This window comes from Pseudonocardia sp. CA-107938 (genome assembly GCF_050936315.1).
GTDB lineage: Bacteria > Actinomycetota > Actinomycetes > Mycobacteriales > Pseudonocardiaceae > Pseudonocardia.
On record NZ_JBNJNA010000001.1, the window covers coordinates 332,255 to 357,515 of the forward strand.

The 25,261-nt window shown below is 71.3% G+C and carries 26 protein-coding genes and 1 tRNA gene; 5 read left to right on the top strand and 22 right to left on the bottom strand.

Translation table 11 applies throughout. The annotated features are described in order from the left end of the window. Window positions 1-11 precede the first annotated feature (11 nt). From atpA to glyA, 10 genes are all read right to left on the bottom strand, one after another. On the bottom strand, window positions 12-1,661 hold the full coding sequence (gene atpA, locus ACQEVB_RS01580) for a F0F1 ATP synthase subunit alpha (RefSeq protein WP_432963797.1): 1,650 nt from the start codon (window positions 1,659-1,661) through the stop codon (window positions 12-14). Between the two features lie 64 nt (window positions 1,662-1,725). After that, a complete protein-coding gene (locus ACQEVB_RS01585; protein ID WP_432963800.1) occupies window positions 1,726-2,553 on the bottom strand; it encodes a F0F1 ATP synthase subunit delta in 828 nt (275 codons plus the stop codon). 26 nt (window positions 2,554-2,579) lie between these two features. Continuing rightward, entirely contained in the window at window positions 2,580-3,107 is a 528-nt protein-coding gene (atpF, locus tag ACQEVB_RS01590) for a F0F1 ATP synthase subunit B (protein WP_432963803.1), read from the bottom strand. After that, window positions 3,107-3,661: a F0F1 ATP synthase subunit B gene (locus ACQEVB_RS01595; RefSeq protein WP_432963806.1), complete on the bottom strand. Its 555-nt coding sequence runs from the start codon at window positions 3,659-3,661 to the stop codon at window positions 3,107-3,109. Before ACQEVB_RS01595 ends, atpF begins: the two co-directional genes overlap by 1 nt. A gap of 5 nt (window positions 3,662-3,666) precedes the next feature. Further along, window positions 3,667-3,969 (bottom strand): ATP synthase F0 subunit C, encoded by a 303-nt coding sequence (gene atpE / locus ACQEVB_RS01600; protein ID WP_432963809.1) that lies wholly within the window; start codon window positions 3,967-3,969, stop codon window positions 3,667-3,669. Window positions 3,970-4,050: 81 nt separating this feature from the next. Beyond that, entirely contained in the window at window positions 4,051-4,785 is a 735-nt protein-coding gene (atpB, locus tag ACQEVB_RS01605) for a F0F1 ATP synthase subunit A (protein WP_432963812.1), read from the bottom strand. After that, on the bottom strand, window positions 4,782-5,183 hold the full coding sequence (locus ACQEVB_RS01610; protein ID WP_432963814.1) for a hypothetical protein: 402 nt from the start codon (window positions 5,181-5,183) through the stop codon (window positions 4,782-4,784). Before ACQEVB_RS01610 ends, atpB begins: the two co-directional genes overlap by 4 nt. 19 nt (window positions 5,184-5,202) lie before the next feature. Next, window positions 5,203-5,406 (bottom strand): AtpZ/AtpI family protein, encoded by a 204-nt coding sequence (locus ACQEVB_RS01615; protein WP_432963817.1) that lies wholly within the window; start codon window positions 5,404-5,406, stop codon window positions 5,203-5,205. 207 nt (window positions 5,407-5,613) lie between these two features. Then, a complete protein-coding gene (locus ACQEVB_RS01620; RefSeq protein ID WP_432963820.1) occupies window positions 5,614-6,885 on the bottom strand; it encodes a glycosyltransferase family 4 protein in 1,272 nt (423 codons plus the stop codon). A 19-nt stretch (window positions 6,886-6,904) separates the two neighbouring features. Continuing rightward, complete coding sequence (gene glyA / locus ACQEVB_RS01625; RefSeq protein ID WP_432963823.1) at window positions 6,905-8,194, bottom strand: serine hydroxymethyltransferase; 1,290 nt, start codon at window positions 8,192-8,194, stop codon at window positions 6,905-6,907. 139 nt (window positions 8,195-8,333) lie between these two features. On the opposite strand from glyA, the gene ACQEVB_RS01630 reads away from it, so the two are divergent. Further along, the gene (locus ACQEVB_RS01630) at window positions 8,334-9,017 is read left to right on the top strand and encodes a TetR/AcrR family transcriptional regulator (protein WP_432963826.1); all 684 of its coding nucleotides are present in this window, start codon (window positions 8,334-8,336) and stop codon (window positions 9,015-9,017) included. On the opposite strand, the gene ACQEVB_RS01635 is transcribed toward ACQEVB_RS01630, so the two are convergent. From ACQEVB_RS01635 to argS, 10 genes are all read right to left on the bottom strand, one after another. Next, on the bottom strand, window positions 9,014-9,661 hold the full coding sequence (locus ACQEVB_RS01635) for an L-threonylcarbamoyladenylate synthase (RefSeq protein WP_432963829.1): 648 nt from the start codon (window positions 9,659-9,661) through the stop codon (window positions 9,014-9,016). The two genes, ACQEVB_RS01630 and ACQEVB_RS01635, sit on opposite strands and share 4 nt — an antisense overlap. 122 nt (window positions 9,662-9,783) lie before the next feature. After that, complete coding sequence (gene prmC / locus ACQEVB_RS01640) at window positions 9,784-10,656, bottom strand: peptide chain release factor N(5)-glutamine methyltransferase (protein WP_432963832.1); 873 nt, start codon at window positions 10,654-10,656, stop codon at window positions 9,784-9,786. A 67-nt stretch (window positions 10,657-10,723) separates the two neighbouring features. Next, window positions 10,724-11,800 (bottom strand): peptide chain release factor 1, encoded by a 1,077-nt coding sequence (gene prfA / locus ACQEVB_RS01645; protein ID WP_432963835.1) that lies wholly within the window; start codon window positions 11,798-11,800, stop codon window positions 10,724-10,726. Window positions 11,801-11,871: 71 nt separating this feature from the next. Next, window positions 11,872-12,090: a 50S ribosomal protein L31 gene (gene rpmE, locus ACQEVB_RS01650; protein ID WP_432963838.1), complete on the bottom strand. Its 219-nt coding sequence runs from the start codon at window positions 12,088-12,090 to the stop codon at window positions 11,872-11,874. Between the two features lie 120 nt (window positions 12,091-12,210). Beyond that, complete coding sequence (gene rho / locus ACQEVB_RS01655) at window positions 12,211-14,244, bottom strand: transcription termination factor Rho (protein WP_432963841.1); 2,034 nt, start codon at window positions 14,242-14,244, stop codon at window positions 12,211-12,213. Between the two features lie 327 nt (window positions 14,245-14,571). Continuing rightward, window positions 14,572-15,492, bottom strand: coding sequence for a homoserine kinase (gene thrB, locus ACQEVB_RS01660; protein WP_432963844.1), 921 nt, complete (start codon window positions 15,490-15,492; stop codon window positions 14,572-14,574). Further along, window positions 15,492-16,571, bottom strand: coding sequence for a threonine synthase (gene thrC / locus ACQEVB_RS01665; protein WP_432963847.1), 1,080 nt, complete (start codon window positions 16,569-16,571; stop codon window positions 15,492-15,494). The genes thrB and thrC overlap by 1 nt, the downstream gene beginning before the upstream one ends. Next, complete coding sequence (locus ACQEVB_RS01670) at window positions 16,568-17,863, bottom strand: homoserine dehydrogenase (RefSeq protein WP_432980052.1); 1,296 nt, start codon at window positions 17,861-17,863, stop codon at window positions 16,568-16,570. The genes thrC and ACQEVB_RS01670 overlap by 4 nt, the downstream gene beginning before the upstream one ends. A gap of 23 nt (window positions 17,864-17,886) precedes the next feature. Next, window positions 17,887-19,329, bottom strand: coding sequence for a diaminopimelate decarboxylase (gene lysA / locus ACQEVB_RS01675; protein WP_432963850.1), 1,443 nt, complete (start codon window positions 19,327-19,329; stop codon window positions 17,887-17,889). Next, window positions 19,326-20,975, bottom strand: a complete 1,650-nt coding sequence (gene argS, locus ACQEVB_RS01680; RefSeq protein WP_432963853.1) for an arginine--tRNA ligase — start codon at window positions 20,973-20,975, stop codon at window positions 19,326-19,328. Before argS ends, lysA begins: the two co-directional genes overlap by 4 nt. Before the next feature lie 209 nt (window positions 20,976-21,184). Here argS and ACQEVB_RS01685 point away from each other — a divergent pair, with 209 nt between their 5' ends. The 3 genes from ACQEVB_RS01685 to ACQEVB_RS01695 all read left to right on the top strand — a co-directional run bounded on the left by ACQEVB_RS01685 (window position 21,185) and on the right by ACQEVB_RS01695 (window position 22,793). Further along, window positions 21,185-21,985, top strand: coding sequence for a DUF3105 domain-containing protein (locus ACQEVB_RS01685; protein WP_432963856.1), 801 nt, complete (start codon window positions 21,185-21,187; stop codon window positions 21,983-21,985). Beyond that, window positions 21,982-22,686: a DUF305 domain-containing protein gene (locus ACQEVB_RS01690; protein ID WP_432963859.1), complete on the top strand. Its 705-nt coding sequence runs from the start codon at window positions 21,982-21,984 to the stop codon at window positions 22,684-22,686. The genes ACQEVB_RS01685 and ACQEVB_RS01690 overlap by 4 nt, the downstream gene beginning before the upstream one ends. 32 nt (window positions 22,687-22,718) lie before the next feature. Further along, window positions 22,719-22,793, top strand: a tRNA-Arg gene (locus ACQEVB_RS01695). 655 nt (window positions 22,794-23,448) lie between these two features. Here ACQEVB_RS01695 and ACQEVB_RS01700 read toward each other — a convergent pair. Beyond that, on the bottom strand, window positions 23,449-23,769 hold the full coding sequence (locus tag ACQEVB_RS01700) for a hypothetical protein (protein WP_432980713.1): 321 nt from the start codon (window positions 23,767-23,769) through the stop codon (window positions 23,449-23,451). Between ACQEVB_RS01700 and ACQEVB_RS01705 the strand changes: the two genes are divergently transcribed. Then, window positions 23,663-24,127 carry a tyrosine-type recombinase/integrase gene (locus ACQEVB_RS01705; RefSeq protein WP_432963862.1) on the top strand — a complete coding sequence of 155 codons (465 nt, stop codon included), beginning with the start codon at window positions 23,663-23,665 and terminating at the stop codon, window positions 24,125-24,127. The genes ACQEVB_RS01700 and ACQEVB_RS01705 overlap by 107 nt on opposite strands. 93 nt (window positions 24,128-24,220) lie before the next feature. Here the strand turns inward: ACQEVB_RS01705 and ACQEVB_RS01710 are convergent, their stop codons facing one another. Continuing rightward, the gene (locus ACQEVB_RS01710; RefSeq protein WP_432963865.1) at window positions 24,221-24,775 is read right to left on the bottom strand and encodes a hypothetical protein; all 555 of its coding nucleotides are present in this window, start codon (window positions 24,773-24,775) and stop codon (window positions 24,221-24,223) included. Window positions 24,776-25,261: the final 486 nt, after the last annotated feature.

The window sequence follows — 25,261 nt, forward strand, 5'->3', positions numbered from 1 at the left end:
AGTCTTCTACCTCAGCTCTTGGCCGGAGCGGGCTTGTTGACCTTGACCTTCTCCTGGTCGACCTCGTCCTCGTCGAGGGCCTTCTCCTTCGCTTCCCTCGGCACCACGGAGGAGCCGTCGGAGGCGGTGAAGCCCTTCTTGAACTCGTCGACCGTGCGGGTCAGGCGCTCCACGTTCTCGTCGGAGAGCTTGCCGGTGTCGCGGATCTCCGCGAACGCGCCCTCCTCGTTGCGGCGGACGTGCTCGAGGAACTCCTTCTCGAACCGCCCCACATCGGCGACCGGCACCGAGTCGAGCTTGCCCGTGGTGCCGAGCCAGATCGAGACGACCTGCTCCTCCACGGCGAGCGGCTGGTACTGCGGCTGCTTGAGCAGCTCGACCAGGCGGCTGCCGCGGCTCAGCGCGCGGGCCGAGGCGTCGTCGAGGTCGGAACCGAAGGCAGCGAACGCCTCCAGCTCGCGGTACTGCGACAGGTCAAGACGCAGCGAGCCGGAGACCGTCCGCATCGCGCGCACCTGCGCCGAACCACCCACGCGGGAGACCGAGATACCGACGTTGATGGCCGGGCGGACACCCTGGTTGAACAGGTCCGACTCGAGGAACACCTGGCCGTCGGTGATCGAGATGACGTTGGTCGGGATGTACGCCGACACGTCGTTGGCCTTGGTCTCGATGATCGGGAGGCCGGTCATCGAGCCGGCGCCCAGGTCGTCGGACAGCTTCGCGCAGCGCTCGAGCAGCCGGGAGTGCAAGTAGAAGACGTCGCCCGGGTAGGCCTCGCGGCCCGGCGGGCGGCGCAGCAGCAGCGAGATCGCGCGGTACGCCTCGGCCTGCTTCGAGAGGTCGTCGAAGATGATCAGGACGTGCTTGCCCTGGTACATCCAGTGCTGGCCGATGGCCGAACCGGTGTACGGGGCCAGCCACTTGAAGCCGGCCGGGTCGGAGGCGGGCGCCGCGACGATCGTCGTGTACTCCAGCGCGCCGGCGTCCTCCAGCGACTGGCGGACACCCGCGATCGTGGAGCCCTTCTGGCCGATGGCGACGTAGATGCAGCGGACCTGCTTCTTCGGGTCGCCGCTCGCCCAGTTCTCCTTCTGGTTGATGATCGTGTCGACGCAGACCGCGGTCTTGCCGGTCTTGCGGTCGCCGATGATCAGCTGGCGCTGGCCGCGCCCGATCGGCGTCATGGCGTCGATGGCCTTGATGCCGGTCTGCAGCGGCTCGCTCACCGACTGCCGCTCCATCACGGACGCGGCCTGCAGCTCCAGGACGCGCCGCTCCTCGGACTCGATGTCGCCGAGGCCGTCGATCGGGGCACCCAGCGGGTCGATGACCCGGCCGAGGAAGCCGTCGCCGACGGGCACCGAGAGGATCTCGCCGGTGCGGCGGACCTGCTGGCCCTCCTCCAGTCCGGCGTAGTCACCCAGGATGACCGCACCGATCTCGCGCTGCTCGAGGTTCAGCGCCACGCCGAGCACGCCGTCCTCGAACTCCAGGAGCTCGTTGGTCATCGCCGAGGGCAGGCCGGCGACGTGCGCGATGCCGTCACCGGTGTCGGCGATGGTGCCGACCTCCTCGCGGGAGGTGTCCGTCTCCAGCGACGAGACGTAGCTGGAGATCGCACTCCGGATCTCCTCCGGGGAGATCGTCAGCTCTGTCATGGCTGTCCGTCTTTCCTTCTCTTCGCGGAACAGAAAGTTCGTGGGCGGGTGCCGGCCGCGAGGCTCAGCTGGGCAGGGTGCGGCGCGCCGCGGCGATCCGGCTGGCCACACTGCCGTCGATCAGCTCGTCGCCGACCTTGACGACCAGACCGCCGAGGATCGACTCGTCGAGCTCGACCTGCAGGGAGATCGGCCGGCCGTACACGCGCGTGAGCGACTCGGCGAGCTGCTGCTCCTGCGCGGCCGAGAGCCGCACCGGGGTGCGGACGTGGGCGACGTAGCGGTCGCGCCGGGCCGCGGCGAGCTCGGAGAGCTGCTCGGCCTGCCGGTCCAGGGTGCGCCCCTGCGGGATGCGCACCGCCTGCTCCAGCAGCGTCGCGGTGACGGCGGACACCTTGCTCTTCTCGCCGCCCAGCACCTTCTTCAACAGCCCGACCCGACCCTCGACGGGCTGGGTGCGGTCGCCCAGCAGCTGCCCCAGCTGGGGCTCGCGGTCGAGGATGCGTCCGAAGCGGAACAGCTGGTCCTCGACGTCGTCGAGGGTGCCGTCCTTCTCCGCCACCCCGAGCACCGCGCGGCGGGCCAGCGCCTCCAGCGCGTCCTCCAGATCGGACGTGCGCGACCACCGCGCCGACACGATGTCGGAGAGCACGTCGAGCGCGGTGCGCCCGATCTTGCCGGAGAAGAGCTGGTCGGCCAGATGGCTGCGGGCCGCAGCCGGAACCGACGGGTCGGCCAGGTGCCGACGCAGCGCCGGCTCGGACACGACCAGGCGCAGCACGGCGAACAGGTCGTCGCCGAGGGTGGCCAGGTCGGCCGCCGTCGCGCGGTCGACGAGCGCGTCGAGGCGCTTGGTGGCCTCGGCCAGCGACTCCCGGCTGGCGGACTGCATGGCAGTCAGGTTGCCTCCGGCTGCCATCAGGCCCCTCCCCCGGTGGTTGATGCCGAAGACTCGGCCTTCGACCCGCGCTGCGTGAGATCACCCAGCTGTGCGAGGAACGCGTCGACCGAAGCCGACTTCCTGCTGTCGGCGGCGAGCTCCTCGCGCACCAGGCGCTCGGCCAGCTCCATGGACTGCCCGCCGATCTGGCCGCGCAGAGCACGCACCAGCTGGTCGCGCTCGGCGACGAGCTGGTCGGCCCCGCGCTGCTTCATGCGCTCGACCTCGGCCTTGGCCTGCTCGATCAGCTCTTCCTTGATGCGAGTGGCGTCGGCGCGGGCGTCGTCGCGCAGCCGGGCGGCCTCCTGCTTCGCCTCGTCGACAGCGGCGTCGTAGCGGCGCTGCGCCTCGGCGTTGAGGCGCTCGGCCTCTTCGCTGTCCTCGACCTGCTTCTGGACGACGTCCTGCCGGTCGGCGACCATCTTCGCCAGCATCGGCCGGACGTACTTCCACAGCGCCCAGGCGATGATGACGAACGCGACGATCTCGGCGATCTGGTTGAGCATCAGCTCGTCCCTCCCACCGACTGCTTGCCGGAGTCGGCGCTCGCGAGCTCGGCGAGGTAGCTCTCGATGGTCGACTTCCGTGCGCCGTCGGCCGCGATCGGCGTGCCCAGGATGCGCCCGGCCAGGTCGGTGGACAGGCCACCGATCTCGCTGCGCAGGCTGCCGACGGCGGCCGCACGCTGCTCCTCGAGCTGCGCGAGGCCCTCCGCCCGGATCCGGGCAATCTCCTCATCGGTCTCGGCGCGCAGCTGCTGGCGGATCTTCTCCGCCTCGGCGCGCGCCTCGTCCTTGATCCGGGTGGACTCGGCACGGGCCTCGGCGAGGGAGGACTCGTAGCGCTCCTTGGCCTGTTCCAGCCGCTTGGCGGCCTGGGCCCGGTCCTCGGCCTGCTTCTTCAGCATCTCCTCGCGCTCCTGCATGGCCTTGGCCAGCGGCGGCACGATGAACCTGTTGAAGATCCACAGCATCACGACGAAGATCAGCAGGCAGACGACGAACGTGGAGTTGGGCAGCAGGAAGATGTCGTTCGTGCCACCCTCGGCTGCCAACGTCATCGTTCTCACCCGGGGAGGCTGGCGCCCGTGACGAACACGAAGAGCGCCATGAAGGCCAGGTTGATGAAGTACATGCCCTCGCAGAGGCCGATGATCAGGAACATCGTGGTGTTCAGCCGGCCGGCGGCCTCGGGCTGACGCGCCACACCCTGGATCATCGACGCGCCGACCAGACCGTCACCGACGGCCGCGCCCAGGGCGCCACCGCCGAGAGCAAGACCACCACCGACCATGGCCAGACCCAGCAGCGTGGCCCGCGCGCCGGCCTCGTCGGCCGCAGCCTGCGCCAGCACCATCGTTGCGCTCATGTCTCTCCTCGTTCCTTCTCGTCGCGACCGACAGACCGGGCGCGGCGTTCCGTCCTACGTTGGTGGGGGAGCCCGTAGGCCCTAGTGGGCCTCGGCGTGGTCGTCACTTCCGACCGAGTCACTGAAGTAGATGATCGTGAGCAGCGTGAAGATCAGCGCCTGGATGACCCCGATGCCCAGGTCGAAGAGCTTCCAGAGCGCCGTCGGCGCCCAGTTGAGCCACCACGGGATCAGGCCGATGATCGAGACCATGATCCCGCCGGCGAAGATGTTGCCCCACAGCCGCAGGGCGAGCGAGATCGGCCGGCTGCCGAAGACGGTGATGACCTCGATCGGGACCATCGCGACGCCGCCGTGGGCGAGGTGGCCGAACCACTTGGCCGGGCCCTTGGCCCGCAGCCCCGCCACCCACACCCACACGATCACGAACAGCACCATCGCGTAGACGAGGTTCACGTCGGCCGTGGGCGGCGGCAGGTAGTGGTGGATCGGCAGGATCGCCAGCGAGTTGGCGACCAGGATGAACGCGAACGAGGTGACGGCGAGCGCGACCACGCCCTTCGGCGTGCGCAGGCCCATGCCGTCGCGCACCTGGCCCTGCACCCAGGAGGTGAGCGCCTCGAACGCGATCTGCAGGCCGGAGGGGCGGCCCTTCGTGGCGCGGCGGGCCATGTACAGGCCCGCGCCGGTGACGATCGCCGCCGCGACGAACGTCATGATGATCGTGTCCATGTTGAACTTCAGACCGGCGATCACCACGGTCCAGTGCACGCCTGGTTGGATGCCCTCTTCGGCCGCCAGGATGGCAGTCGTCATCTCTTCTTGATCTCCTTGATCAACGGCACCATCGAGCTCATGACGGCGACGAACTGGTAGATCGCGATGCCCGCGAACACCGCGACACCCTGCGGCCGGAAGAGCAGCGCGACCGCGAAGGCGAGCACGGTGATCACCGCGAGCCGACCCAGGACCGACCCGGTGAACCGGCCGCGCGAGGGCTTGGTGGCGGCGAAGTTCACCACCGCGCGCATCACCATGAACGAGTTGAGCAGGCCGAGCGCGAGGCCGACCACGCCGAACAGCGCGTACAGGCCGTAGCCCATGGGGATGCAGACCGCGAACGCGATCACGGCCACGACCGCTGCGATGACCGCCGAACGGCGCACCGTCGCCCGCGTGACGGGCGGCGTGTACGGCGTTTCCATCACCACCACGCGCTCACCTCGTTCCGACTCACGAGAACCTCTTCAGGATCGACCAGACGTACCAGCAGGCAGCGACGATCCCGAGGCCGAGGCCGACGAGTGCGAAGCCGGGGAAGGAGTGGAGGAACGAGTCGACGAGCCAGCCGAGTCCGAAACCCGCCACGACGCACGCGGCCATTCCGCCGCCCATCGCGAGCAGGTCACCCAGCTGTGGGCCATCGCCTGTAGCCACCTAGGACCGATGCTCAGACCGACGACCGGTACATCGTGCCGGCCGGGGAGTGAGTGATCACCAGAAGCTCCTCGCCTCTCTGCGTAAGTCTGGAAGGGGCTTGTCCACGGGGCCCGTCAGGGCCATGCTCGCGGTGACGCCGTGTGAACCGGTGCCAGCACGCGTGATGGCCGTACACCGGCCCGCGAAGGGGACGCTATCACAGCGTCAGCGTGCTGCCCTTCGCCCCCTGACCTGCGACAAACCACTGTCGGCCAGGTCACTCCGTCCCGCGTGTCCGGTTCGGATGGGCACCGTCGGCATTGACCCGGTCGGGTGAACGGGGCGCGCGTTCGGAGCAAGGCGGCGCAGCCGGGGGATGGCCGTGGCGAGCACGGCGAAGATCATCCCGATGCCGAGGGTCACCAGTACGAGCACGGGGTCGCCGATCAGGGTGAGCGCGACGGAGCCGAACGCGAGCAACCCGGCCCACAGGTAGATCAGCAGCACCGCGCGGCGCTGGCTGTGGCCGATCTCCAGCAGCCGGTGGTGCAGGTGCATCTTGTCCGGCGCGAACGGCGACAGGCCCTTGCGCGTGCGCCGCACCACCGCGAGCAGCAGGTCCAGGAACGGCACGAACACCACCGCTGCCAGCACGATCAGTGGGGAGAGCAGCGCCAGCAGGTTGATGGAGCTGCCGGAGCCGGACGGGCTCTGCTTGCCCGACGCGATCGTCGTGGCCGCGGCGAGCATCACGCCGATCAGCATCGAGCCCGAGTCACCCATGAAGATCCGGGCCGGGTTGAAGTTGTGCGGCAGGAACCCGAGGCAGGCGCCGGCCAGCAGGAACGCGATGAGCGCCGGCGAGTAGACCGACGGGTCGTTGCCGGCCACGGTGACCAGACCCAGCGCGAAGAGGCCGGTGGCGGTCGCGGCGATCGCGCCCACTCCCGCGGCGAGCCCGTCGAGCCCGTCGATGAAGTTCATGGCGTTGACCAGCGCGACCGTGAGCAGCACCGTCAGCAGGGCGCCCTGCTCCTGGCCCAGACTCACGTACTGCCCCTCCGGGCCGCCCCACGGCACCCACACCACGGTCCACTGCACGCCGAAGAACAGCAGCGTGCCGGTGGCGGTGATCTGGCCGGCGAACTTCGTCAGCGCATCCAGCTCGTAGCGGTCGTCGATGATGCCGACGACGCACAGCACGACGGCGGCGAGGACCGCGCCGAGCACTTCCTCGGTGTTGGTGTCGAACGCCAGCCGCAGCGCCGGCAGCTGGTAGGCGATCGCGACGCCGGCGAGCACGCCGCCGAGCATCGCGATGCCGCCCCAGCGCGGCGTCGGCGTGGTGTGCACGTCGCGACCCCGCGGCCATGCCACGGCACCCGCCTTGATCGCCAGCAGGCGCACGACCCCGACCAGCAGGAACGTGATGACGGCAGCGGTGAGCCCCGCCAGGAGGTACTCCTTGAGGAGGTACTCCTTGATCGGGAGGCCCATGGCGGGGCTACCGGCCGACTCAGCCGCGCGGGTACGCGGGCGCGCGGCTCACGAGCGCGGACACCTCGTCGGCCACCTTCGCGAGCTCCGCGTCGCCGGCCGGGGTGCCCTGCTCGGCCTTCACCGCGCGGGCCAGCAGCGAGCCGATCTCGGCCATGTCGCTCTCGACCATGCCCTGCGTGGTGACGCTCGGCGAGCCCACCCGCAGACCCGACGGCTTCATCGGCGGCGCCGGGTCGTACGGGATCGCGTTCTTGTTGAGCGTGATGCGGGCGGCGTCGCAGCGGCTCTCCGCCTGGTCACCGGTGATGCCGATGGGGCGCAGGTCGATCAGCGACAGGTGGGTGTCGGTGCCGCCGGACACCGCGCGCATGCCCTCGGCCTCCAGCGACTTGGCCAGCGCCTGCGAGTTCGCGATGACCTGCGTGGCGTACGCCTTGTACGACGGCTGCGCCGCCTCCTTGAGCGCGACCGCCTTCGCCGCGACGGCGTGCATCAGCGGGCCGCCCTGCGAGAACGGGAAGACCGCCTTGTCCAGCGCCTGCGCGTGCTCGGCGCGGGCCAGCAGCATGCCGCCGCGCGGGCCGCGCAGCACCTTGTGCGTGGTGGCCGTGACGACGTCGGCGAACGGGACCGGCGACGGGATGGCCTGGCCGGCCACCAGCCCGATGAAGTGCGCGGCGTCGACCATCAGCTTCGCGCCGACCTCGTCCGCGATCTCGCGGAAGGCGGCGAAGTCGATCAGGCGCGGGTAAGCGGTGGCGCCGGCGATGATCATCTTGGGGCTGTGCTGGCGGGCCAGGTCGCGGACCTGGTCGTAGTCGATGAGCTCGTCGTCCTCGCGGACGGTGTAGCTGACAGCGTTGAACCACTTGCCGGAGAAGCTGACCTTCGAGCCGTGCGTGAGGTGCCCGCCCTGCTTGAGGTCCATCGCCAGCACGGTGTCGCCGGGCTGCGTGAACGCCGCGTAGGCGGCGAAGTTGGCCGACGCGCCCGAGTGCGGCTGCAGGTTCGCGTGCTCCGCGCCGAACAGCTCCTTGGCGCGCGCGATGCCGATCTCCTCGGCGCGGTCGACGACCTCGCAGCCGCCGTAGTAGCGCCGTCCCGGGTATCCCTCGGCGTACTTGTTCGACAGCGTCGACCCGAGCGCCGCCAGCACCGCGGGGCTCGTCAGGTTCTCGCTGGCGATGAGCTGGAGTCCGCCGCGGAGGCGGTCCAGCTCGTCGAGCACGACCTCGGCGATCTCGGGGTCCTGCTGCTGGAGTGCGTCGAAGTCGGGGCCCCAGAAGGGAGTGGCGTCGGCGGTCACGGCCCAACGGTACGCGTCGGGCCCCACAGGACGTCACACAGGTTGCGCCCACCTCACACAGGTTGGCGGTGCAGGACGCCGCATTACCTTTCGGAGCACTGCTCTCGATACTTGTCACCGATCCGTATACGCTCGGCCGATGACCGCCAGCGGAGTCCGGGCGCGGGTGCGCGCCGAGCTGACCAAGGAGATCGCCGATGTCGCGCGGCGGCACCTCGCCGAGTCCGGGGCCGTCGGCCTGTCGCTGCGGGCCGTCGCGCGCGAGCTGGGCATGGCGTCGTCGGCCGTCTACCGCTACTTCCCGAGCCGCGACGACCTGCTCACCACCCTCATCGTCGACGCCTACGACGCCATCGGCGAGGCGGTGGAGGCCGCGGACCGGGCGGCGGGCCCCGACCTCATGGACCGCTGGCGCGCGGCCTGCACCGCCCTGCGCGCCTGGGGCCTGGCGCACCCGCACGAGTGGGCACTGGTCTACGGCTCCCCCGTGCCCGGCTACTCCGCGCCGCAGACCACCGTCGCGTCGGCGGCGCGGCTGCCGCTGGTGTTCGTCGGGATCATCCGGGAGGCGCTCGCCGCCGGCACGATCACCGACCCCGGCGAGGGCAGCGACACCACCCTGCGCACCGGCCTGAACACCGAGCTCGGACTGCCCGAGACGGACGACTCCTCCCTCGGCTCGCGCGCCGTGCTCGTGTGGAGCTCGCTGATCGGGACGATCACGTTCGAGCTGTTCGGCCAGTTCACCAACGTCGTCGAGGACCGTGACCGCTACTTCGCCGTGACCACCGACCGCCTCGCCGCACTCGTCGGCCTCGCTTAGGCGGGCGCCACCTCGCGGCCGATCACCTCGGCCACCTGCTCCGCGGAGACGTCGCCGGTGCGCAGCAGGCGCGGAACGTCGGCGGTGAGGTCCACGATCGTCGACGCGACCGGCTCGCCGGAGGGGCCGCCGTCCAGGTAGACGTCGACGAGGTCGCCGAGCTGCTCGCGGGCGTTCGCCGCGTCCGCCGCCGGCGGCTGCCCGGACACGTTCGCGCTGCTCACGGCCATGGGGCCGACGTCGCGCAGCAGTTCGAGAGCCACCGGGTGCAGCGGCATCCGCAGCATCACCGTGCCCTTGGTGCGGCCGAGGTCCCACGACAGCGACGCCGCGTGCGGCAGCACCACCGACAGCGGCCCGGGCCAGAACGCCTCGATCAGGTCCCGCGCCTCCTGCGGCACCCGGCCGACCAGGCCGTCGATCGTCGTCCAGGAGCCGACGAGCACGGGCACCGGCATGTCCGGCCCGCGCCGCTTCGCCGCCAGCAGCGCAGCCACTCCGGATGTGGAGAACGCGTCGCAGCCGATCCCGTACACGGTGTCGGTGGGCAGCACCACGAGCCGTCCCGCGCGGACGGCGCGGGCAGCGGCAGCGAGGCCCGCCACCCGGGAGTCGGGGACGGCGCAGTCGAACGTCTCGGCCATGGCCGGGAGCCTAGAACCGGCCCACCCGCACCCCCACACCCCCCGTCGAGAACGACGTTGTCGTGATCAACAGGGCTTGTTGATCACGACAACGTCGTTCTCGACGAATGGTTGGGCCGGCCTCAGCTCGGCAGAGGGGTGCGGCGGGCCGTGGCGAAGCGGGGGCGACCCGTCATGTCCGCGTGGTCCTCCACGTCCGTCAACACCTTGCGCCTGCGCAGCAGAGCTGGGACGGCCTCGCCGTGCGTGTCGTCGTGCTCGATGCCCAGGTGGCCGCCGTGCCGCAGCAGGCCGGCGGCGGCCGTGATCACCGCGCGCACGATCTCCAGCCCGTCCGGGCCGCCGAAGACGGCGGACGGCGGGTCCCACGCCACCTCCGGGGCGACCGCGGTGCCGTCGGGCACGTACGGCGGGTTGGACAGCACCAGGTCGACCCGCGCCTCCAGCTCCACCAGCAGGTCTGGCCAGCGCACGTCGGCGGCGTGCAGCGTGATCGAGGTGGCACCCGCCGCGACCTGGGCGGCGGCGTTGCGCCGCGCCCACGTCAACGCGGTCGCGTCGGCCTCCACGGCGTGCACCACCGCGTCCGGACGGGCGGCTGCGACGGCGAGCGCGAGCGCGCCGGTGCCCGTGCACAGGTCCACGACCAGCGGCGACGGCACGTCGGCGATGCGCGCGAGCCCCCACTCGAGCAGCAGCTCGGTCTCCGGGCGGGGCACGAACACACCCGGCCCGACGTCGAGCGTGATCGGCCCGAACGGCGCGGTGCCCATGATGTGCTGCAGCGGCTCGCGGGTGGCCCGGCGTTCGGCGAGGTGGCGCAGCTGCTCCGCGGTGGCGTGGTCGACCAGCGGCGTCAGCATCAGCTTCGTCCGCTCGGCGCCGACGACGTAGGCGGCGAGCAGCTCGGCGTCGACGCGCGGCGAGTCGATCCCGGCCGCGGCGAGCACCTTCTCGGCCTCGGCGATGGCCAGCCGCAGCGGCTGCCGAGTCACGTCACACACCTCCGGGCCCGTTCACACACGTTCGAACGTGTGTGAAGGGGCCCGCCGATGTGTGACGTCACTGCATGGCCTCCGCGCGGTCCGCCGCCGCCAGTGCCTCCAGCACGCCCGACAGCTCCCCGTCCAGAACCGTCGAGAGGTTGTAGGCCTTGTAGCCGATGCGGTGGTCGGAGATGCGGTTCTCCGGGAAGTTGTACGTGCGGATGCGCTCGGAACGGTCGACGGTGCGCACCTGCGCCTTCCGCCCCTCCGCCGCCGTCGCGGCGGCCTCGGCCTCGGCCAGCGCCTGCAGCCGCGACTTCAGCACCTCCATGGCGCGCGCCCGGTTCTGGATCTGCGAGCGCTCCTTCTGGCAGGTCACGACGGTGCCGGTGGGCAGGTGCGTGATCCGCACGGCGGAGTCGGTGGTGTTGACGCCCTGCCCGCCGTGCCCGGACGCCCGGAACACGTCGACGCGGAGGTCGTTCTCGTCGATCTCCAGCGGGGAGTCGTCGCCGGTGTCGGGGTAGACGAGCACCCCGGCCGCGGACGTGTGGATGCGGCCCTGCGACTCGGTGACGGGCACCCGCTGCACGCGGTGCACCCCGCCCTCGAACTTGAGCGTGGCCCACACACCCTCGGGGTCGTCGTCGCGCGACCGGATGATCAGGGTGGTGTCCTTCACCCCGCCCAGGTCGGACGTGACGGCGTCGAGCACCTCCACCTTCCAGCCGCGGGCCTCGGCGTAGCGCGTGTACATGCGCACGAGGTCGCCGGCGAACAGCGCCGACTCCTCGCCGCCCTCCCCCGACTTGACCTCCATGACGAGGTCGTCGCCGTCGTGCGGGTCGCGCGGGCGCATCAGCTCGGCGAGCTTCGTCTCCAACGCGGGGATGCGGGCGGCCAGCTCATCGGCCTCGGCGGCGAAGGCGGAGTCCTCCGCGGCCAGCTCGCGGGCCGCCGCGAGGTCGTCGCGGGCAGCGGCCAGCGCGCGGGCAGCGGCCACGACCTGGCCCAGCTCCGCGTAGCGCCGACCCAGCTTGCGGGCACGTCCGGGATCGGCGTGGATGGCGGGATCGGCGAGCTGCTCCTCGATCTCCGCGTGCTCCATGAGCAGCGCGTCGACCGAACGCTCACCAGCGGTTCCGGTGGTCATTGCGCGCCTCCTCTCCGTACCCGAACACGACGACGGCGCCCACCGATGATCGGTGGGCGCCGTGGTCGGAGCTACTTCTTCGCGGCGCGCTTGCCGTAGCGGGCCTCGAAGCGGGCCACGCGGCCACCGGCGTCGAGGATCTTCTGCTTGCCGGTGTAGAACGGGTGGCAGGCCGAGCAGATCTCGACGGTGATGTTGCCGCTGCGCTTGGTGCTGCGCGTGGTGAACTGGTTGCCGCAGTTGCAGGTGACCTGCGTCTCGACGTAGTCGGGGTGGATACCGGAGCGCACGATGGGTCCTCTCGATGTGGCCGCCGGGTCCCTGAGCAGGGTGAACCGGAGCCGGTACGTGTTCGGTTCATTGAACCACCGCGCCCGCCCCCGAATTCCACAGGGGCGGGCGGGAGGCGGTCAGTCGAGCTCGCTGCCAGGCGCGTTCTTCGCCACCTGCATGAGGAACTCGATGTTGGTGCGGGTCTTCTTCAGCTGGGTGAGCAGCAGGTCGATGGCCTGCTGGTCGTCCAGCGCCGAGAGCACGCGACGCAGCTTCACCATCACGGCGTACTCGTCGGGCGACATCAGCAGCTCGTCCTTGCGGGTGCTGGAGTCGCCGACGTCGATGGCCGGGAAGATGCGCTTGTCGGCGATCTTGCGGTCGAGCTTGAGCTCGGCGTTGCCGGTGCCCTTGAACTCCTCGAAGATCACCGTGTCCATCGTCGACCCGGTCTCGACGAGCGCCGTCGCGAAGATCGTCAGCGAGCCGCCGTCCTCGATGTTGCGGGCCGCGCCGAGGAACCGCTTCGGCGGGTACAGCGCCGTCGAGTCGACACCACCGGACAGGATCCGGCCCGACGCCGGCGCCGCCAGGTTGTAGGCGCGGCCCAGCCGGGTGATGTTGTCGAGCAGCACGACCACGTCGTGGCCCATCTCGACCAGGCGCTTCGCGCGCTCGATCGACAGCTCGGCGACCGTGGTGTGGTCCGTCGGCGGCCGGTCGAACGTGGACGCGATGACCTCGCCCTTCACCGACCGCTGCATGTCGGTGACCTCCTCGGGGCGCTCGTCGACGAGCACGACCATGAGGTGGCATTCGGGGTTGTTCGTGGTGATCGCGTTCGCGATGTTCTGCATGATCGTGGTCTTGCCCGCCTTCGGCGGCGACACGATCAGCGCCCGCTGGCCCTTGCCGACCGGCATGACCAGGTCGATCACGCGGGTGGTGAGCTTGTGCGGCTCGGTCTCCAGGCGCAGCCGCTCGTTCGGGTAGAGCGGGGTGAGCTTGGTGAACTCCGGCCGGTTGCGCGCCTGCTCGGGGTCCTGCCCGTTGATCGAGTCGACGCGGACGAGCGGGTTGAACTTCTGCCGGCTCTGCTCGCCCTCGCGCGGCTCGCGCACCGTGCCGGTGATCGCGTCGCCGCGGCGCAGCCCGTACTTGCGGACCATCGACAGCGACACGTACACGTCGGTCGGGCCGGACAGGTAGCCGGTAGTCCGCACGAAGGCGTAGTTGTCGAGGATGTCGACGATGCCGGCGACGGGCAGCAGCACGTCGCCGTCGCGCACCTCGGTGTCGACGGTGTTCTGGCCGCCGGCGCCGCCGGGGCGCTCGCGGTCGCGGCCCCGCCTGCGGTCGCGGAAGCGCCGCCCGCGGCGACCGCGGCCGTCGCCGTCCTCGTCGTCGTCATCGCCGGGGCGGTTGTCGCGCGGCCCGCGGTTGTCGTTCTGGCCGCCGGCCTGCGGCTGGTTGCCGCCCTGCTGGTTGCCCTGGTTGTTGCGGTTGCGACCGTCGCGGTTCTCGCCGCGGCCGCCCTGCTGGCGGTCGCCCTGCTCCGGCGCCTTCTCCTTCTCCGGGGCGACGGACGGGGCCTCGCCCGCGTCGGCGACGGATTCGGCGCGGCGGCGGCGCTGGCGGCGGCTCTGGCCGTCGGCGGGCTGCTCGCCCTGCTCGGCCGGCGTCTCCGCCGGGGCCTCGACGGGCGCGGCGGCAGGAGCCTCGACGGCCGGTGCCTCGGCGGCGGGCGCGGACCCGTTCGTGCTCGGCTCGGCGGCCGGCGTCGGGTCGGGTGCGCCTGCGGGGCGCGACGCGACGCGCCGGCGGCGGGTCGGGCGCTCGGCGGGCGCCTCTGCCGCAGCGGCGGGCGCAGCGGCGGGCGCAGCGGCGTTCTCGCTGGTGGCGGGCGTCGGGTCGGCCAGCGACAGCTGCCCGGACGGCTCCGCTGCCGCAGCCTTCGCCGGCTTCGCGGCCTTCGGCGCCTTGACGGCCGGGGCGCCGGCCTGGCGCTCCTTGATCGCGGCGATCAGGTCGCCCTTCCGCATGCCCGCGATGTCGGGGATGTTCAGCTCTCCGGCCAGCGCCCGGAGCTCGGCCAGCACCATTCCGGTGAGGCCACCCCGCTTCTTGGGTGCTGCAGGTGCCTCGGTGCTGACGAGATCGGTCTCGCTCAACGATTGTCCTTCCTGACCTACCGGGCGTCGGCCCGGGTCAGCGGATCTCACACTTCGCCCGGGCGGTGTGCCCAGGCGGTGCCGGTCAACGGATCGCGGGAGATGCGGCCGCACCGGCGCTGGCCGGCGATCACTGCGACGTCCGACGGGAGAAGGCCGCTCGGACCGAATGCCCGATCGCGCACACCACAGGTGGTGCGTGCGATACCCCGGTTGATTCGAGCCCGGCTCGAGTGGCCACGCAGGAGACGCGTGGATCGCCGTTGCGCCTGTGAGGGTAGACGGCCCGTCCCGTGGAGGGCAACAAGACCCCCCGGAGTCTGGTGATCAGCCGGTTTCCACGACGACGCCGGTGTTGTCGACGGGCAGCGGCAGGGCGGTGAAGCCGCCGATGTCGATGCCGTCGGGCACCGTCGCGTCACTGGTGAGCGCCAGCACCGTCGGGCCCGCGCCGGAGATGGCGGCGGGCACGCCGGCTGCGCGCAGCGCGTCGACGAGATCGGCCGATTCCGGGTAGGCGGGGCGGCGGTAGCCCTGGTGCAACCGGTCCTCGGTGGCCGCCATCAGCAGCGCGGGACGCTGCGTGAAGGCGAGCACGGCGAGTGCGGTGCGGCTGCCGGTGAAGGCCGCGTCGACCAGCGGCACCCGCTCGGGCAGCAACCCGCGCGTAGTGGACGTGAGCGACTCGACCCCCGCGACGAGAGCCACCGGACGGATGTCGCGGTGGACCTCGAGGGATACAGCGTGAAAGCGCTCCGCGGTATTCCCAGGGGTCTCCCAGGCGACCACGAACCCGCCGTACAGGCTCGCCGCCGCGTTGTCGGCGTGCCCTTCCATACCGGCGGTGACCTGCAGCAACGTGTCGCGCTCCGCCTCGGGATCACGCCCAGAGAGCACGATCGCGGCGACCGCACCGGCCACCGCGGCGGCGGCCGAGCTGCCCAGCCCGCGCGAGTGCGGGACCGCGTTGCGGCAGCGCAGCGCGATCCCGGCGGGCATGCTGCCGTCGTCGGTGGCGCCGCTCATGTTCCAGGCGGTGCGCATCGCGCGGACGACGAGGTGCCGCTCGTCGCACGGGACGGCGCCGGCGCCCTCCCCCGTCACCTCGACGCGGACGTCGGCGGTGTCGAGCGCGCTGACCTCGACCTCGTCGTACAGGCCGAGGGCGAGCCCGAGCGAGTCGAAGCCCGGTCCGAGGTTCGCCGACGACGCCGGCACCCGCACCAGCACCTCGCGCGGGGTGCCCATCAGGCGAGGTCCAGCGCCGCCGCGACCGCGGCCGGGTCGATCGGCACGACGTGCGGCTCGCCGGCCGCGAGCAGCGCGGTGTCGGGGTCCTTGAGGCCGTGGCCCGTGACCGTGCACACGACGAGCGAGCCGCGCGGCAGCGTCCCGTCGGCCGCGGACTGCAGCAGCCCGGCCACGCTCGCCGCCGACGCCGGCTCCACGAACACCGCCTCGCGCGCCGACAGCAGCCGGTACGCGTCCAGGATCTCGTCGTCGGTGACGGCCTTGAACTGGCCGTTCGACTCGTCGCGGGCGGTCACCGCGCCGTGCCAGGACGCCGGGTCGCCGATGCGGATGGCCGTCGCGATCGTCTCCGGGTGCCGCACCGGGGCGCCGTGCACCAGCGGGGCGGCGCCGGCCGCCTGGTAGCCGAACATGCGCGGGGCGGCGGCGATCAGGCCGTCGGCGAGGTAGCCGCGGTAGCCGGCCCAGTACGCCGTGATGTTGCCGGCGTTGCCGACGGGCAGGCAGTGCACGTCGGGCGCGCGGCCCAGCACGTCGCATATCTCGTAGGCGGCGCTGGCCTGGCCCGCGATGCGGGTGGGGTTCACCGAGTTGACCAGCGCGGCCACCGGGTACTCCGCCGAGGTCTTGCGGGCCAGCTCCAGGCAGTCGTCGAAGTTGCCCTGGACCTGCACGATCCGCGCGCCGTGCGCGACGGCCTGGGCCAGCTTGCCGAGCGCGATCTTGCCCTCGGGGACGAGCACGGCGCACGTCATGCCGGCCCGCGCCGCGTACGCCGCCGCCGACGCCGACGTGTTGCCCGTGGACGCGCAGATGACGCCCTGCGCACCGTCGGCCAGCGCCGCGGTGACCGCCATCGTCATCCCGCGGTCCTTGAACGAACCGGTCGGGTTGGCGCCGTCGACCTTCAGGAACACCTCGCAGCCCGTGCGCTCCGACAGGTGCGGCGCCGGCAGCAGCGGCGTGCCGCCCTCACCTAGCGTGACGATCTCCCACCCGTCCTCGACGGGCATGCGGGAGCGGTAGGCCTCGATGACCCCCGGCCATCGGGCAGAAGCCACATTCGTGCTGGTCATGCGCCTGCACCTTTCCTGCCCAGGTCCTCGACCCGCAGCACGCTCTCCACCCCGCGGACGGAGTCGAGGCCGGCCAACCGCTCCACCGTGGTGGCGAGCGCCTCCTCGGGGGCGGCGTGGGTGACCACGACCAGCCGCGCCGAGCCGTCCACCGTGCTGCCGTCGCCGGTCTGGCGGACGGCGGCGATGCTCACGCCGTGCCGGGCGAACTCGCCGGCGATCGCGGCCAGCACGCCGGCGCGGTCGGCGACGTCGAGGCTCACGTGGTAGCGCGTCGGCACGGCGCCGATCGGCTGCACCGGAAGGCTCGCGTAGGCCGAGTCGCGCGATCCGCGGCCCCCGACGACCTGGTTGCGGGCCACCGCCACCAGGTCGCCGAGCACGGCGCTCGCCGTGGGGGCACCGCCGGCACCCTGCCCGTAGAACATCAGCTGGCCGGCCGCCTCCGCCTCGACGAACACGGCGTTGAACGCGTCGTCGACCGACGCCAGCGGGTGCGCCGCCGGGATCATCGCCGGGTACACGCGCGCCGAGACGGCCTCCACCCCGCCCGTCTCGACCCGCTCGCAGATCGCCAGCAGCTTGATCACGCAGCCCATGCCGCGGGCCGCGGCGATGTCGGCCGCCGTGACGTGCCGGATGCCCTCGCAGTACACGTCCGCCGAGGTCACGCGCGTGTGGAACGCCAGAGAGGCGAGGATGGCGGCCTTCGACGCGGCGTCGTAGCCGTCGACGTCGGCGCTCGGGTCGGCCTCGGCGTAGCCGAGCCGGGTGGCCTCCTCCAGCGCATCGGCGTAGCTCGACCCCGACGCCGTCATCGCGGAGAGGATGAAGTTGGTGGTGCCGTTGACGATGCCCGCGACGCGGGAGATCCGGTCGCCCACCAGCGACTCGCGCAGCGGCCGCAGCAGCGGGATCGCCCCCGCGACCGCGGCCTCGTAGTACAGGTCGGCGCCCGACGCGTCCGCGGCCTCGGCCAGCGCCGCACCGTCCTCGGCCAGCAGCGCCTTGTTCGCCGAGACGACCGACTTGCCCGCCTTCAACGCCTCCAGCAGCAGCGTGCGCGCCGGCTCGATGCCGCCGATCACCTCGACCACCACGTCGACGTCGTCGCGCGTGACCAGGCCCTGCGCGTCGGTGGTGAGCAGCTCGCCCAGCTCGGGGTGCTTGTGCGGGCGGCGCACCGCCACCCCGGCCAGCTCGACGGGTGCGCCGATGCGGGCGGCCAGCTCGTCGGCCTGCCAGCGCAGCAGCCGCACCACCTCGGCGCCGACGGTGCCGCAGCCCAGCATCGCCACCCGGATCGGTTCGGGGCTCACGAGTCCACCTCCAGCCGGAACTGGTCCTCGATCGTCTCCCGGCGCAGCAGCACCCGGGCCTCCCCGTCGCGCACGGCCACCACCGCCGGTCGCGGCAGCCGGTTGTACGAGCTCGCCATCGCGTAGCAGTACGCACCGGTGCCGGCCAGCGCCACGACGTCGCCCGGGGCCAGGTCGGCGGGCAGCCAGCAGTCGCGCACCACCACGTCGCCGCTCTCGCAGTGCTTGCCCACCACGCGCGACAGCACCGCCTCGCCGGACCCGTCCAGCTCCGAGGAGCGCGACACCAGCCGGCAGTCGTACACGGCGTCGTAGAGGGCGGTGCGGATGTTGTCGCTCATCCCGCCGTCGACGCTGACGTAGCGGCGGCTGCCGTTCGACAGCGGCACGTCCTTGAGCGTGCCGACGGTGTACAGCGTGACGCCGCCCGGACCGGCGATCGCGCGCCCCGGCTCGACGGCGACCGCAGGCGCCTGGAGGTCCGCGGCCGCGCACTCGCGCTTGACGATCGCCCGGAGCTCCTCCGCGAGCGGCACCACGTCGAGCGGGGTCTCACTCGCGCGGTAGGCGATGCCGAAGCCGCCGCCCAGGTCGAGCGTGGTGAGCGCGACGAGCGCGTCGGAGCCGTGCTCCTTGTGCAGCTGCGCGAGGAAGCGCACGACGCGGTGCGCAGCCACCTCGAAGCCCTCGGTGTCGAAGATCTGGCTGCCGATGTGGCTGTGCAGCCCCACCAGCTCCAACCCGTCGGCGGCGAGCACCCGCCGCACGGCCTCCGCGGCGTCGCTCGCCTCGCCGCCGGCGATGGAGAAGCCGAACTTCTGGTCCTCGTGCGCGGTGGCGATGAACTCGTGCGTGTGCGCCTCGACGCCCACGGTGAGCCGCACCATCACCGGGGTGACCACACCGCGCTCGCGGGCGACCGCGTCCAGCCGGACGATCTCGGCGAACGAGTCGAGCACCACCCGACCCACCCGCGCGTCGACGGCCGCGGCGAGCTCCTCGGTCGACTTGTTGTTGCCGTGCAGCGCGATCCGCTCCGGCGGGAACCCCGCCCGCAGCGCAACGGCCAGCTCGCCGCCGCTGCACACGTCCATCGACAGGCCCTCGGCGGCGACCCAGCGGGCGATCTCCGTGCTGAGGAACGCCTTGGCGGCGTAGTGCACCGAATCGGCGCCGAACGCTGCCGCGAACTCGGCAGCGCGGGAGCGGAAGTCCGCCTCGTCGACCACGAACAGCGGGGTGCCGTAGGTCTCCACCAGGTCGCGGACGTCGACACCGGCGATCCGCAGCACGCCGTCGCTGCCGCGCGCCGCGTTGCGCGGCCACACCGACGGGGCCAGCTCGTCGAGCCCGGCGGCGTCGACCGGCCGCGGGCCGGCCGTCTCCGGCGGGGCCTGGATCCCGGCGTGCAGCGGCCCGGCCGGGTGCGCCCTGGTCACATCCGCTCCGGAGCGCTCACACCGAGCAGTTCCAACCCGTTCGCCAGCACCTGGCGGGCCGCGGCGCACAGCGCCAGCCGCGCCCGGTGCAGCTCGGTGATCTCCTCGTCGCCCATCGGCAGCACGCGGCACGAGTCGTAGAACTTGTGGTACGCGCTGGCCAGCGACTCCAGGTAGCGGGCGACACGGTGCGGCTCGCGCAGCTCCGCCGCCGAGGCCACGACCTCGGGGAACTCGCCGATCGTGCGGATCAGGTCGCCCTCGCGCGGGTGCGTGAGCAGCCCGTACTCCGTGCCGGCGGTCAGCCCGACGTCCGCTGCGTTGCGCTGGAGCGACGCCAGCCGCGCGTGCGCGTACTGGACGTAGAAGACGGGGTTGTCGTTGGTGCGCCGGGCCAGCAGGTCCAGGTCCACGTCGAGGGTCGAGTCGACCGACGAGCGGATCAACGAGTACCGCGCTGCGTCCACGCCGACCGCGTCGACCAGGTCGTTCATCGTGACGACGGTGCCCGCGCGCTTGCTCATCCGCACCGGCTGCCCGTCCTTGACGAGGTTGACCATCTGCCCGATCAGCACCTCGACGGTGCCGGGGTCGTCGCCGAACGCCGCGGCAGCCGCGCGCAGCCGCGCGATGTAGCCGTGGTGGTCGGCGCCCAGCATGTAGATGAGCAGGTCGAAGCCGCGGGCCCGCTTGTCGAGGTAGTACGCGAGGTCGCCGGCGATGTAGGCGGGCGTGCCGTCGGACTTGATGACAGGCCGGTCCTTGTCGTCGCCCTCGTCGGTGGACCGCAGCCACCACGCGCCGTCGGCGAAGTACAGGTTGCCCGACGCCTTGAGCCGCTCGACCGCGCGCTCCACCGCACCCGAGTCGTGCAGCGACTTCTCGTGGAACCACACGTCGAAATCGGTGCGGAAGGCGTGCAGGTCGCGCTTGATCTCGTCGAACATCAGCCCGACCCCGACCGTGCGGAACGTCTCGCGGCGCTGCCCGTCGGGCTGGTCGAGCACCCCCGGTGCCGCCGCCACCACCTGCGCGGCGATCTCGCCGATGTAGGCGCCGCCGTACCCGTTCTCCGGGGTCGGCTCGCCCTGCGCGGCCGCGATCAACGAATCCACGAACCGATCGATCTGGCCGCCGGCGTCGTTGAAGTAGTACTCGCGGGTCACCTTCGCGCCGCGTGCGGAGAGCACCCGGCCCAGCGCATCACCCACCGCCGCCCAGCGGGTGCCGCCCAGGTGCAGCGGGCCCGTCGGGTTGGCGGAGACGAACTCCAGGTTCACCACGCGGTCGGCCAGCTCCGCTCCCGTGCCGAACGCGGCACCGGCGGCCAGCGCGTCGGCGACGATGCCGCCCTGCGCCTCGGCGGCCAGGCGCAGGTTGATGAAGCCGGGCCCGGCCACGTCGGCGGCGGCGATGCCGTCGCGGGCGGCGAGGTCGTCGGCCAGCCACTGCGCGAGGTCGCGCGGCGCCACCCCGGCCTTCTTCGCGGTGCGCAGCGCGACGTTCGTAGCGTAGTCGCCGTGGTCGGGGTTGCGCGGTCGCTCGATGCCGACGTCGGCGGGCAGGGCGGAGAGGTCGAGCCCGCGCGCGGTGAGGACGTCGGTTGCGGCGGCCCGGACCAGGTCGGCGAGCAGGGCGGGGGTCACCGCCCGAGTCTAGAAGGTGGCACCTGTGTGACCCTCGGCACGCTGTGCCGGCTCGTCCCGCAAGCGCCGACCCGACGCCACCTCGTCCGTCGTGTGATGCGGGAGCGAGGCGGACGGGCACCCTTCACACCGTTCTCAGGTTGCGTTCCTAGAATCGCCGCGGGATCGGCAAGCGCCGTCCGGGTGACGGCTTGCAGACGGGACGGTTCATGGCCAGCGGCAAGACATCCAAAGCGGCGCGCCGCACCACCCCACCACCGCTCGCGAAGCGGAACTTCCCGTGGGGCGTCGTCACGGCCGTCACGGTGCTGGTCGCCATGGTCGCCGTCATCGGCACGTACGTGGTCATGCGGCAGGGCGAGCAGAAGGCCACCGCCGCCGCGCTCGCCCCGTTCACGCCGTCGGCTGCCAACCCGGACCCCTCGAAGGCCATCCCGGGCATCGTGATCAAGGAGTACGGGGGCGGGGTGCACGTCGGGCCCACCGAGAAGGTCGCCTACACCAACAGCCCGCCGTTCGGCGGCACGCACGACCAGGTGTGGGCGGCCTGCAACGGCGTCGTCTACAACACACCGGTCCGCAACGAGAACATGGTGCACTCGCTGGAGCACGGCGCGGTGTGGATCGCGTACGACCCGACGAAGGTCAGCGGCGCCGCGCTCGACACGCTGAAGGCCAAGGTCGCCGTCCCCTACACGGTCATGTCGCCCTACCCCGGGCTCGACCAGCCGATCTCGCTGCAGTCGTGGGGCCACCAGCTCAAGCTGGCCGACGCGAACGACCCGCGCATCGACCAGTTCATCACCGCCCTGCGCCTGAACGCCAACACCTTCCCCGAGCCCAACGCCACCTGCCAGGAGCAGCCGCAGGCGTTCAACCAGGACTCGCCTCCGCCCTACGAGCCGGCCCCCGCGCCGGGCACCCCGGGCACGCGCGCCGAGGTCGAGCAGGGCGCAGGCGTCGCTCCCGACGCGCCGGTCGGGCAGCCGACCACGCAGCCGACGAAGTGACGCAGACCGAGGTGCGGCAGACCGTCGAGGCCGGTCCCCGGACCGGCCCGTCCCGCGTGCAGAAGATCGTGATCGGCGCGGCCGTCCTGCTGACGGTGCTGCTCGTCGGCGTCGTGGCAGGCGTGCTGCTGCGTCTGCCAGGGCAACCGCAGCCCCCGCCCGGCGCCGACTCCGTCGACGTCGGGTTCGCGCAGGACATGTCGGTGCACCACACCCAGGCCGTGCAGATGGCGTCCTGGGAACGCGACCACACCACCGACCCCCAGCTCAAGCTGCTCGCCACCGACATCGAGGACACCCAGCACGGCCAGGTCGGCCGCATGCAGGGCTGGCTCGACCTGTGGGGCGCCGCCGCCCTGCCCACCGGGCGGTACATGACGTGGATGGCCGACGCACCCGGCCACGACCACATGGAAGCCGGATCCTCCGGGCCCGGAGTCACCCGCATGCCCGGCATGGCGACCTCGGACGACCTCAACCGGCTGCGCAAGAGCACCGGCACCGAGATGGACGTCATCTGGCTGCAACTCATGCTCCGCCACCACGAAGGCGGCGCGTCGATGCTCGCCTACGCCGCCGACCACGCCCAGCTCCCCCAGGTGCGCAACCTCGCCGCCCAGATGCTCTCCGCCCAGGCCTCGGAAGCCGACTACCTGCGCCAACTCCTCGCCCAACACGGCGGGACACCGCTGCCGAACTGACTAGCGGCGTGCGCTAGGCTGATCCAGGTACCGCCCCCGTAGCTCAGGGGATAGAGCACCGCCCTCCGGAGGCGGGAGCGTAGGTTCGAATCCTACCGGGGGCACCATCCGTTGACCTGCGGGTTCCCCGCGCGATATCGCGCGGGGACACGCCGCGTGGGATGGATCGTGGGATAGCTGGCTCTTAGCTTCGCCCCATGCCTTCTCGCAAGCGCCGCCGGCGTGGCCACATCGAGACCCTCCCGAGCGGGTCGCATCGCGCTGTCGTCTACGCGGGTACCCGCTGACCCGCCGGCCCCGCTACCTTCGCTCGGTCGTCGCGACGTACGACGAGGCCGAAAAGGAGCTCACCCGCCTGCAGGTCCAGGTCGACGAGGATCGGCACCCGAAGTCCAACATCACCGTGCGGCAGGCGGTCGAGCGCTGGATGGAGGTCGTCGAGCTGGAGGACACCACCCCGAGCGCTACGAGGACCTGATCCGGCTCTACGTCCTCCCGACGTTCGGCGACCTCCAGGCCGCGAAGCTCGATGCAGAGCCGCTGGAGCACTTCTACGCGTGGCTCCATCGCTGCCGGCAGATGTGCGGCGGCCGGCCACCGCGCGGCCACAGCTGCCGCCGCTCAGCACCAGCACGACCCGGAAGTGCCACTACATCATCCGCGGCGCGCTCGAACGGGCCGTTCGCTGGCAGCATCTTGGCGTCGACAAGGCCGCGATGGCTCTGGCTGACCATGCTCACCGGCCCGCGCCGAGGCGAGGTCTCAGCGCTGCGTTGGCGCCACCTCGACCTCGACCGCGACGTGCTCCACATCCACCACTCCAACGCGCAGCCGAAGGCCGGCCTCAAGGGGAAGGGCACCAAGACCCACCAGGCACGCAAGATCGCCATCGACGAGCACACGGTCTCGCTGCTGGCGACGCATCGGCAGTTGTTCGAGTCGCGCTGCGCCGAGCTCGGCGTCGCGCTCAGCCCCGATGCCTACGTCTTCTCCCCCGCGGTCGACGGCCGCGAGCCGTATCTCCCCCGGCGCGATCAGCCAGCGGTACCGCCGGCTTGCGATCCGCCTGGAGCTGCGGAGCACCCGCCTGCACTCGCTGCGGCACTACAGCGCGACCGAGCTCGTCGCCGCCGGCGTCGACATCCGCACCGTCGCCGGCCGACTCGGGCACGGCAGCGGCGGGGCGACGACCATCAAGGTCTACGCGGCATGGGTGAACGTGGCAGACCGGCGTGCGGCCGTCGCAATGGCGACGATCGTGCCGAAGCCAGTTCCGGCACCAGCTCGCCCTCGTGGTCCATACGAGTCAATCGCGGACGTACTGCGTGAACAGATCTCCTCCGGTGAACTGAGACCCGTGACCTGCTCCCGCCAGTTGCCGAGATTGCCATCGCGAATGCGGTGGCCGTCGGGACAGCTCACCGCCCTCTATCTCGCCTAAAGAAGCCGGCCTGATCGAGGTCACCCGTGACCGTCGAACCATTGTCGGGAGACAAATATCGGGCCTCGTATTGCAGCAGACCCGAGTGCAAGCTTATTTCGGCCCAGCTCCGACAACAAGGATGTCAATTTTCTCCTCGAGCACACCCTTGATGTACTCCTTAGTCGAGTCGGACGCCAGGTCCTTGAAGCACTCGCAGTCGCGCAGCGTGAGACCTGCGTCAACGCAGACCCACACCCCGCATATTCGAAGGAGACGAGCCGTCAGTTTGAACTTGTATGTCGGCCACCCTGCGACCGCAGCGACCTTGTCGGCCACCTGCCCGGCTAAAGCCTTCGCCAGCCTCTGCTCAAGACTGGAGCGACCCATCAGTTTTGCGACGAAGGCGGCCGCCTTGCCGAGGAGAGTTTTCGGCCCGTCAGCCGCCTGGTCAAGATAGGCAGCAGTAGTCGAGAGGCGCTCACAGAACCGGCGGTCCCCTCTTCGTCGCTGAAGTTCCTCCCACAACCGCTCGTTGAGGACTTCGGCCAGCTGATCCGCGACAGCCGCCGACCAACCGTCTTCAACCGCCTTCTCGCCAACATCGAAGGCCGCATCGAAGATCTTCCGCCTGAGTTCTCGTCCGCTTCCATCCCGGCCGGGCGGCATTGATCCAGAGGAGTGCCGGCCGACATCGCGACCACCAGATCGCCTACGCCCAATCGAAGAACCTGCTGAGGTCCCAATATCGGCAGAGCGACGCTGCGAAGGAATACGTCGCGAAAGATCCGACCACCCCGGAGCCGACGGAGGTGGCGCCATCACCCGCGCCCGTACGGACGAACGTCCTCGCCCCGACTGGCCCCGATGATGGTGACAGAACCGTGCCCGCCTCGCGCTCGACACAGGGTTTCTACATCGATTGCCGTCCTGGGTGATGCCTTCGCAGTACTTGACCCCGCCCGCCACAGGTCAAGCATCAACGCTAGGAATGATCAAAGTCACTACGCCAGTCGAGCCCTTTCATCATCCAGGAGATCTCGAAGATCAAGAATCAAACGAGAATGTCAAACCTGATCATTCAGGGCTGCGACAGGAAATGATCAGATCCTACCGGGGGCACCACGGTCGACAGGCCCGCTGCGGCAGCGGTTC

Coding starts and splice junctions, on each gene's coding strand:
- atpE (WP_432963809.1), bottom strand. CDS start 3,969: ATGAGCGCAACGATGGTGCTGGCGCAGGCTGCGGCCGACGAGGCCGGC.
- thrC (WP_432963847.1), bottom strand. CDS start 16,571: ATGACCAGCACGAATGTGGCTTCTGCCCGATGGCCGGGGGTCATCGAG.
- atpF (WP_432963803.1), bottom strand. CDS start 3,107: ATGCTCAACCAGATCGCCGAGATCGTCGCGTTCGTCATCATCGCCTGG.
- atpA (WP_432963797.1), bottom strand. CDS start 1,661: ATGACAGAGCTGACGATCTCCCCGGAGGAGATCCGGAGTGCGATCTCC.
- ACQEVB_RS01705 (WP_432963862.1), top strand. CDS start 23,663: ATGCCTACGTCTTCTCCCCCGCGGTCGACGGCCGCGAGCCGTATCTCC.
- thrB (WP_432963844.1), bottom strand. CDS start 15,492: ATGGGCACCCCGCGCGAGGTGCTGGTGCGGGTGCCGGCGTCGTCGGCG.
- ACQEVB_RS01710 (WP_432963865.1), bottom strand. CDS start 24,775: ATGCCGCCCGGCCGGGATGGAAGCGGACGAGAACTCAGGCGGAAGATC.
- ACQEVB_RS01585 (WP_432963800.1), bottom strand. CDS start 2,553: ATGCAGTCCGCCAGCCGGGAGTCGCTGGCCGAGGCCACCAAGCGCCTC.
- ACQEVB_RS01630 (WP_432963826.1), top strand. CDS start 8,334: ATGACCGCCAGCGGAGTCCGGGCGCGGGTGCGCGCCGAGCTGACCAAG.
- ACQEVB_RS01595 (WP_432963806.1), bottom strand. CDS start 3,661: ATGACGTTGGCAGCCGAGGGTGGCACGAACGACATCTTCCTGCTGCCC.
- ACQEVB_RS01670 (WP_432980052.1), bottom strand. CDS start 17,863: ATGCTGGGCTGCGGCACCGTCGGCGCCGAGGTGGTGCGGCTGCTGCGC.
- ACQEVB_RS01620 (WP_432963820.1), bottom strand. CDS start 6,885: ATGGGCCTCCCGATCAAGGAGTACCTCCTCAAGGAGTACCTCCTGGCG.
- ACQEVB_RS01685 (WP_432963856.1), top strand. CDS start 21,185: ATGGCCAGCGGCAAGACATCCAAAGCGGCGCGCCGCACCACCCCACCA.
- ACQEVB_RS01635 (WP_432963829.1), bottom strand. CDS start 9,661: ATGGCCGAGACGTTCGACTGCGCCGTCCCCGACTCCCGGGTGGCGGGC.
- prfA (WP_432963835.1), bottom strand. CDS start 11,800: ATGACCACCGGAACCGCTGGTGAGCGTTCGGTCGACGCGCTGCTCATG.
- atpB (WP_432963812.1), bottom strand. CDS start 4,785: ATGACGACTGCCATCCTGGCGGCCGAAGAGGGCATCCAACCAGGCGTG.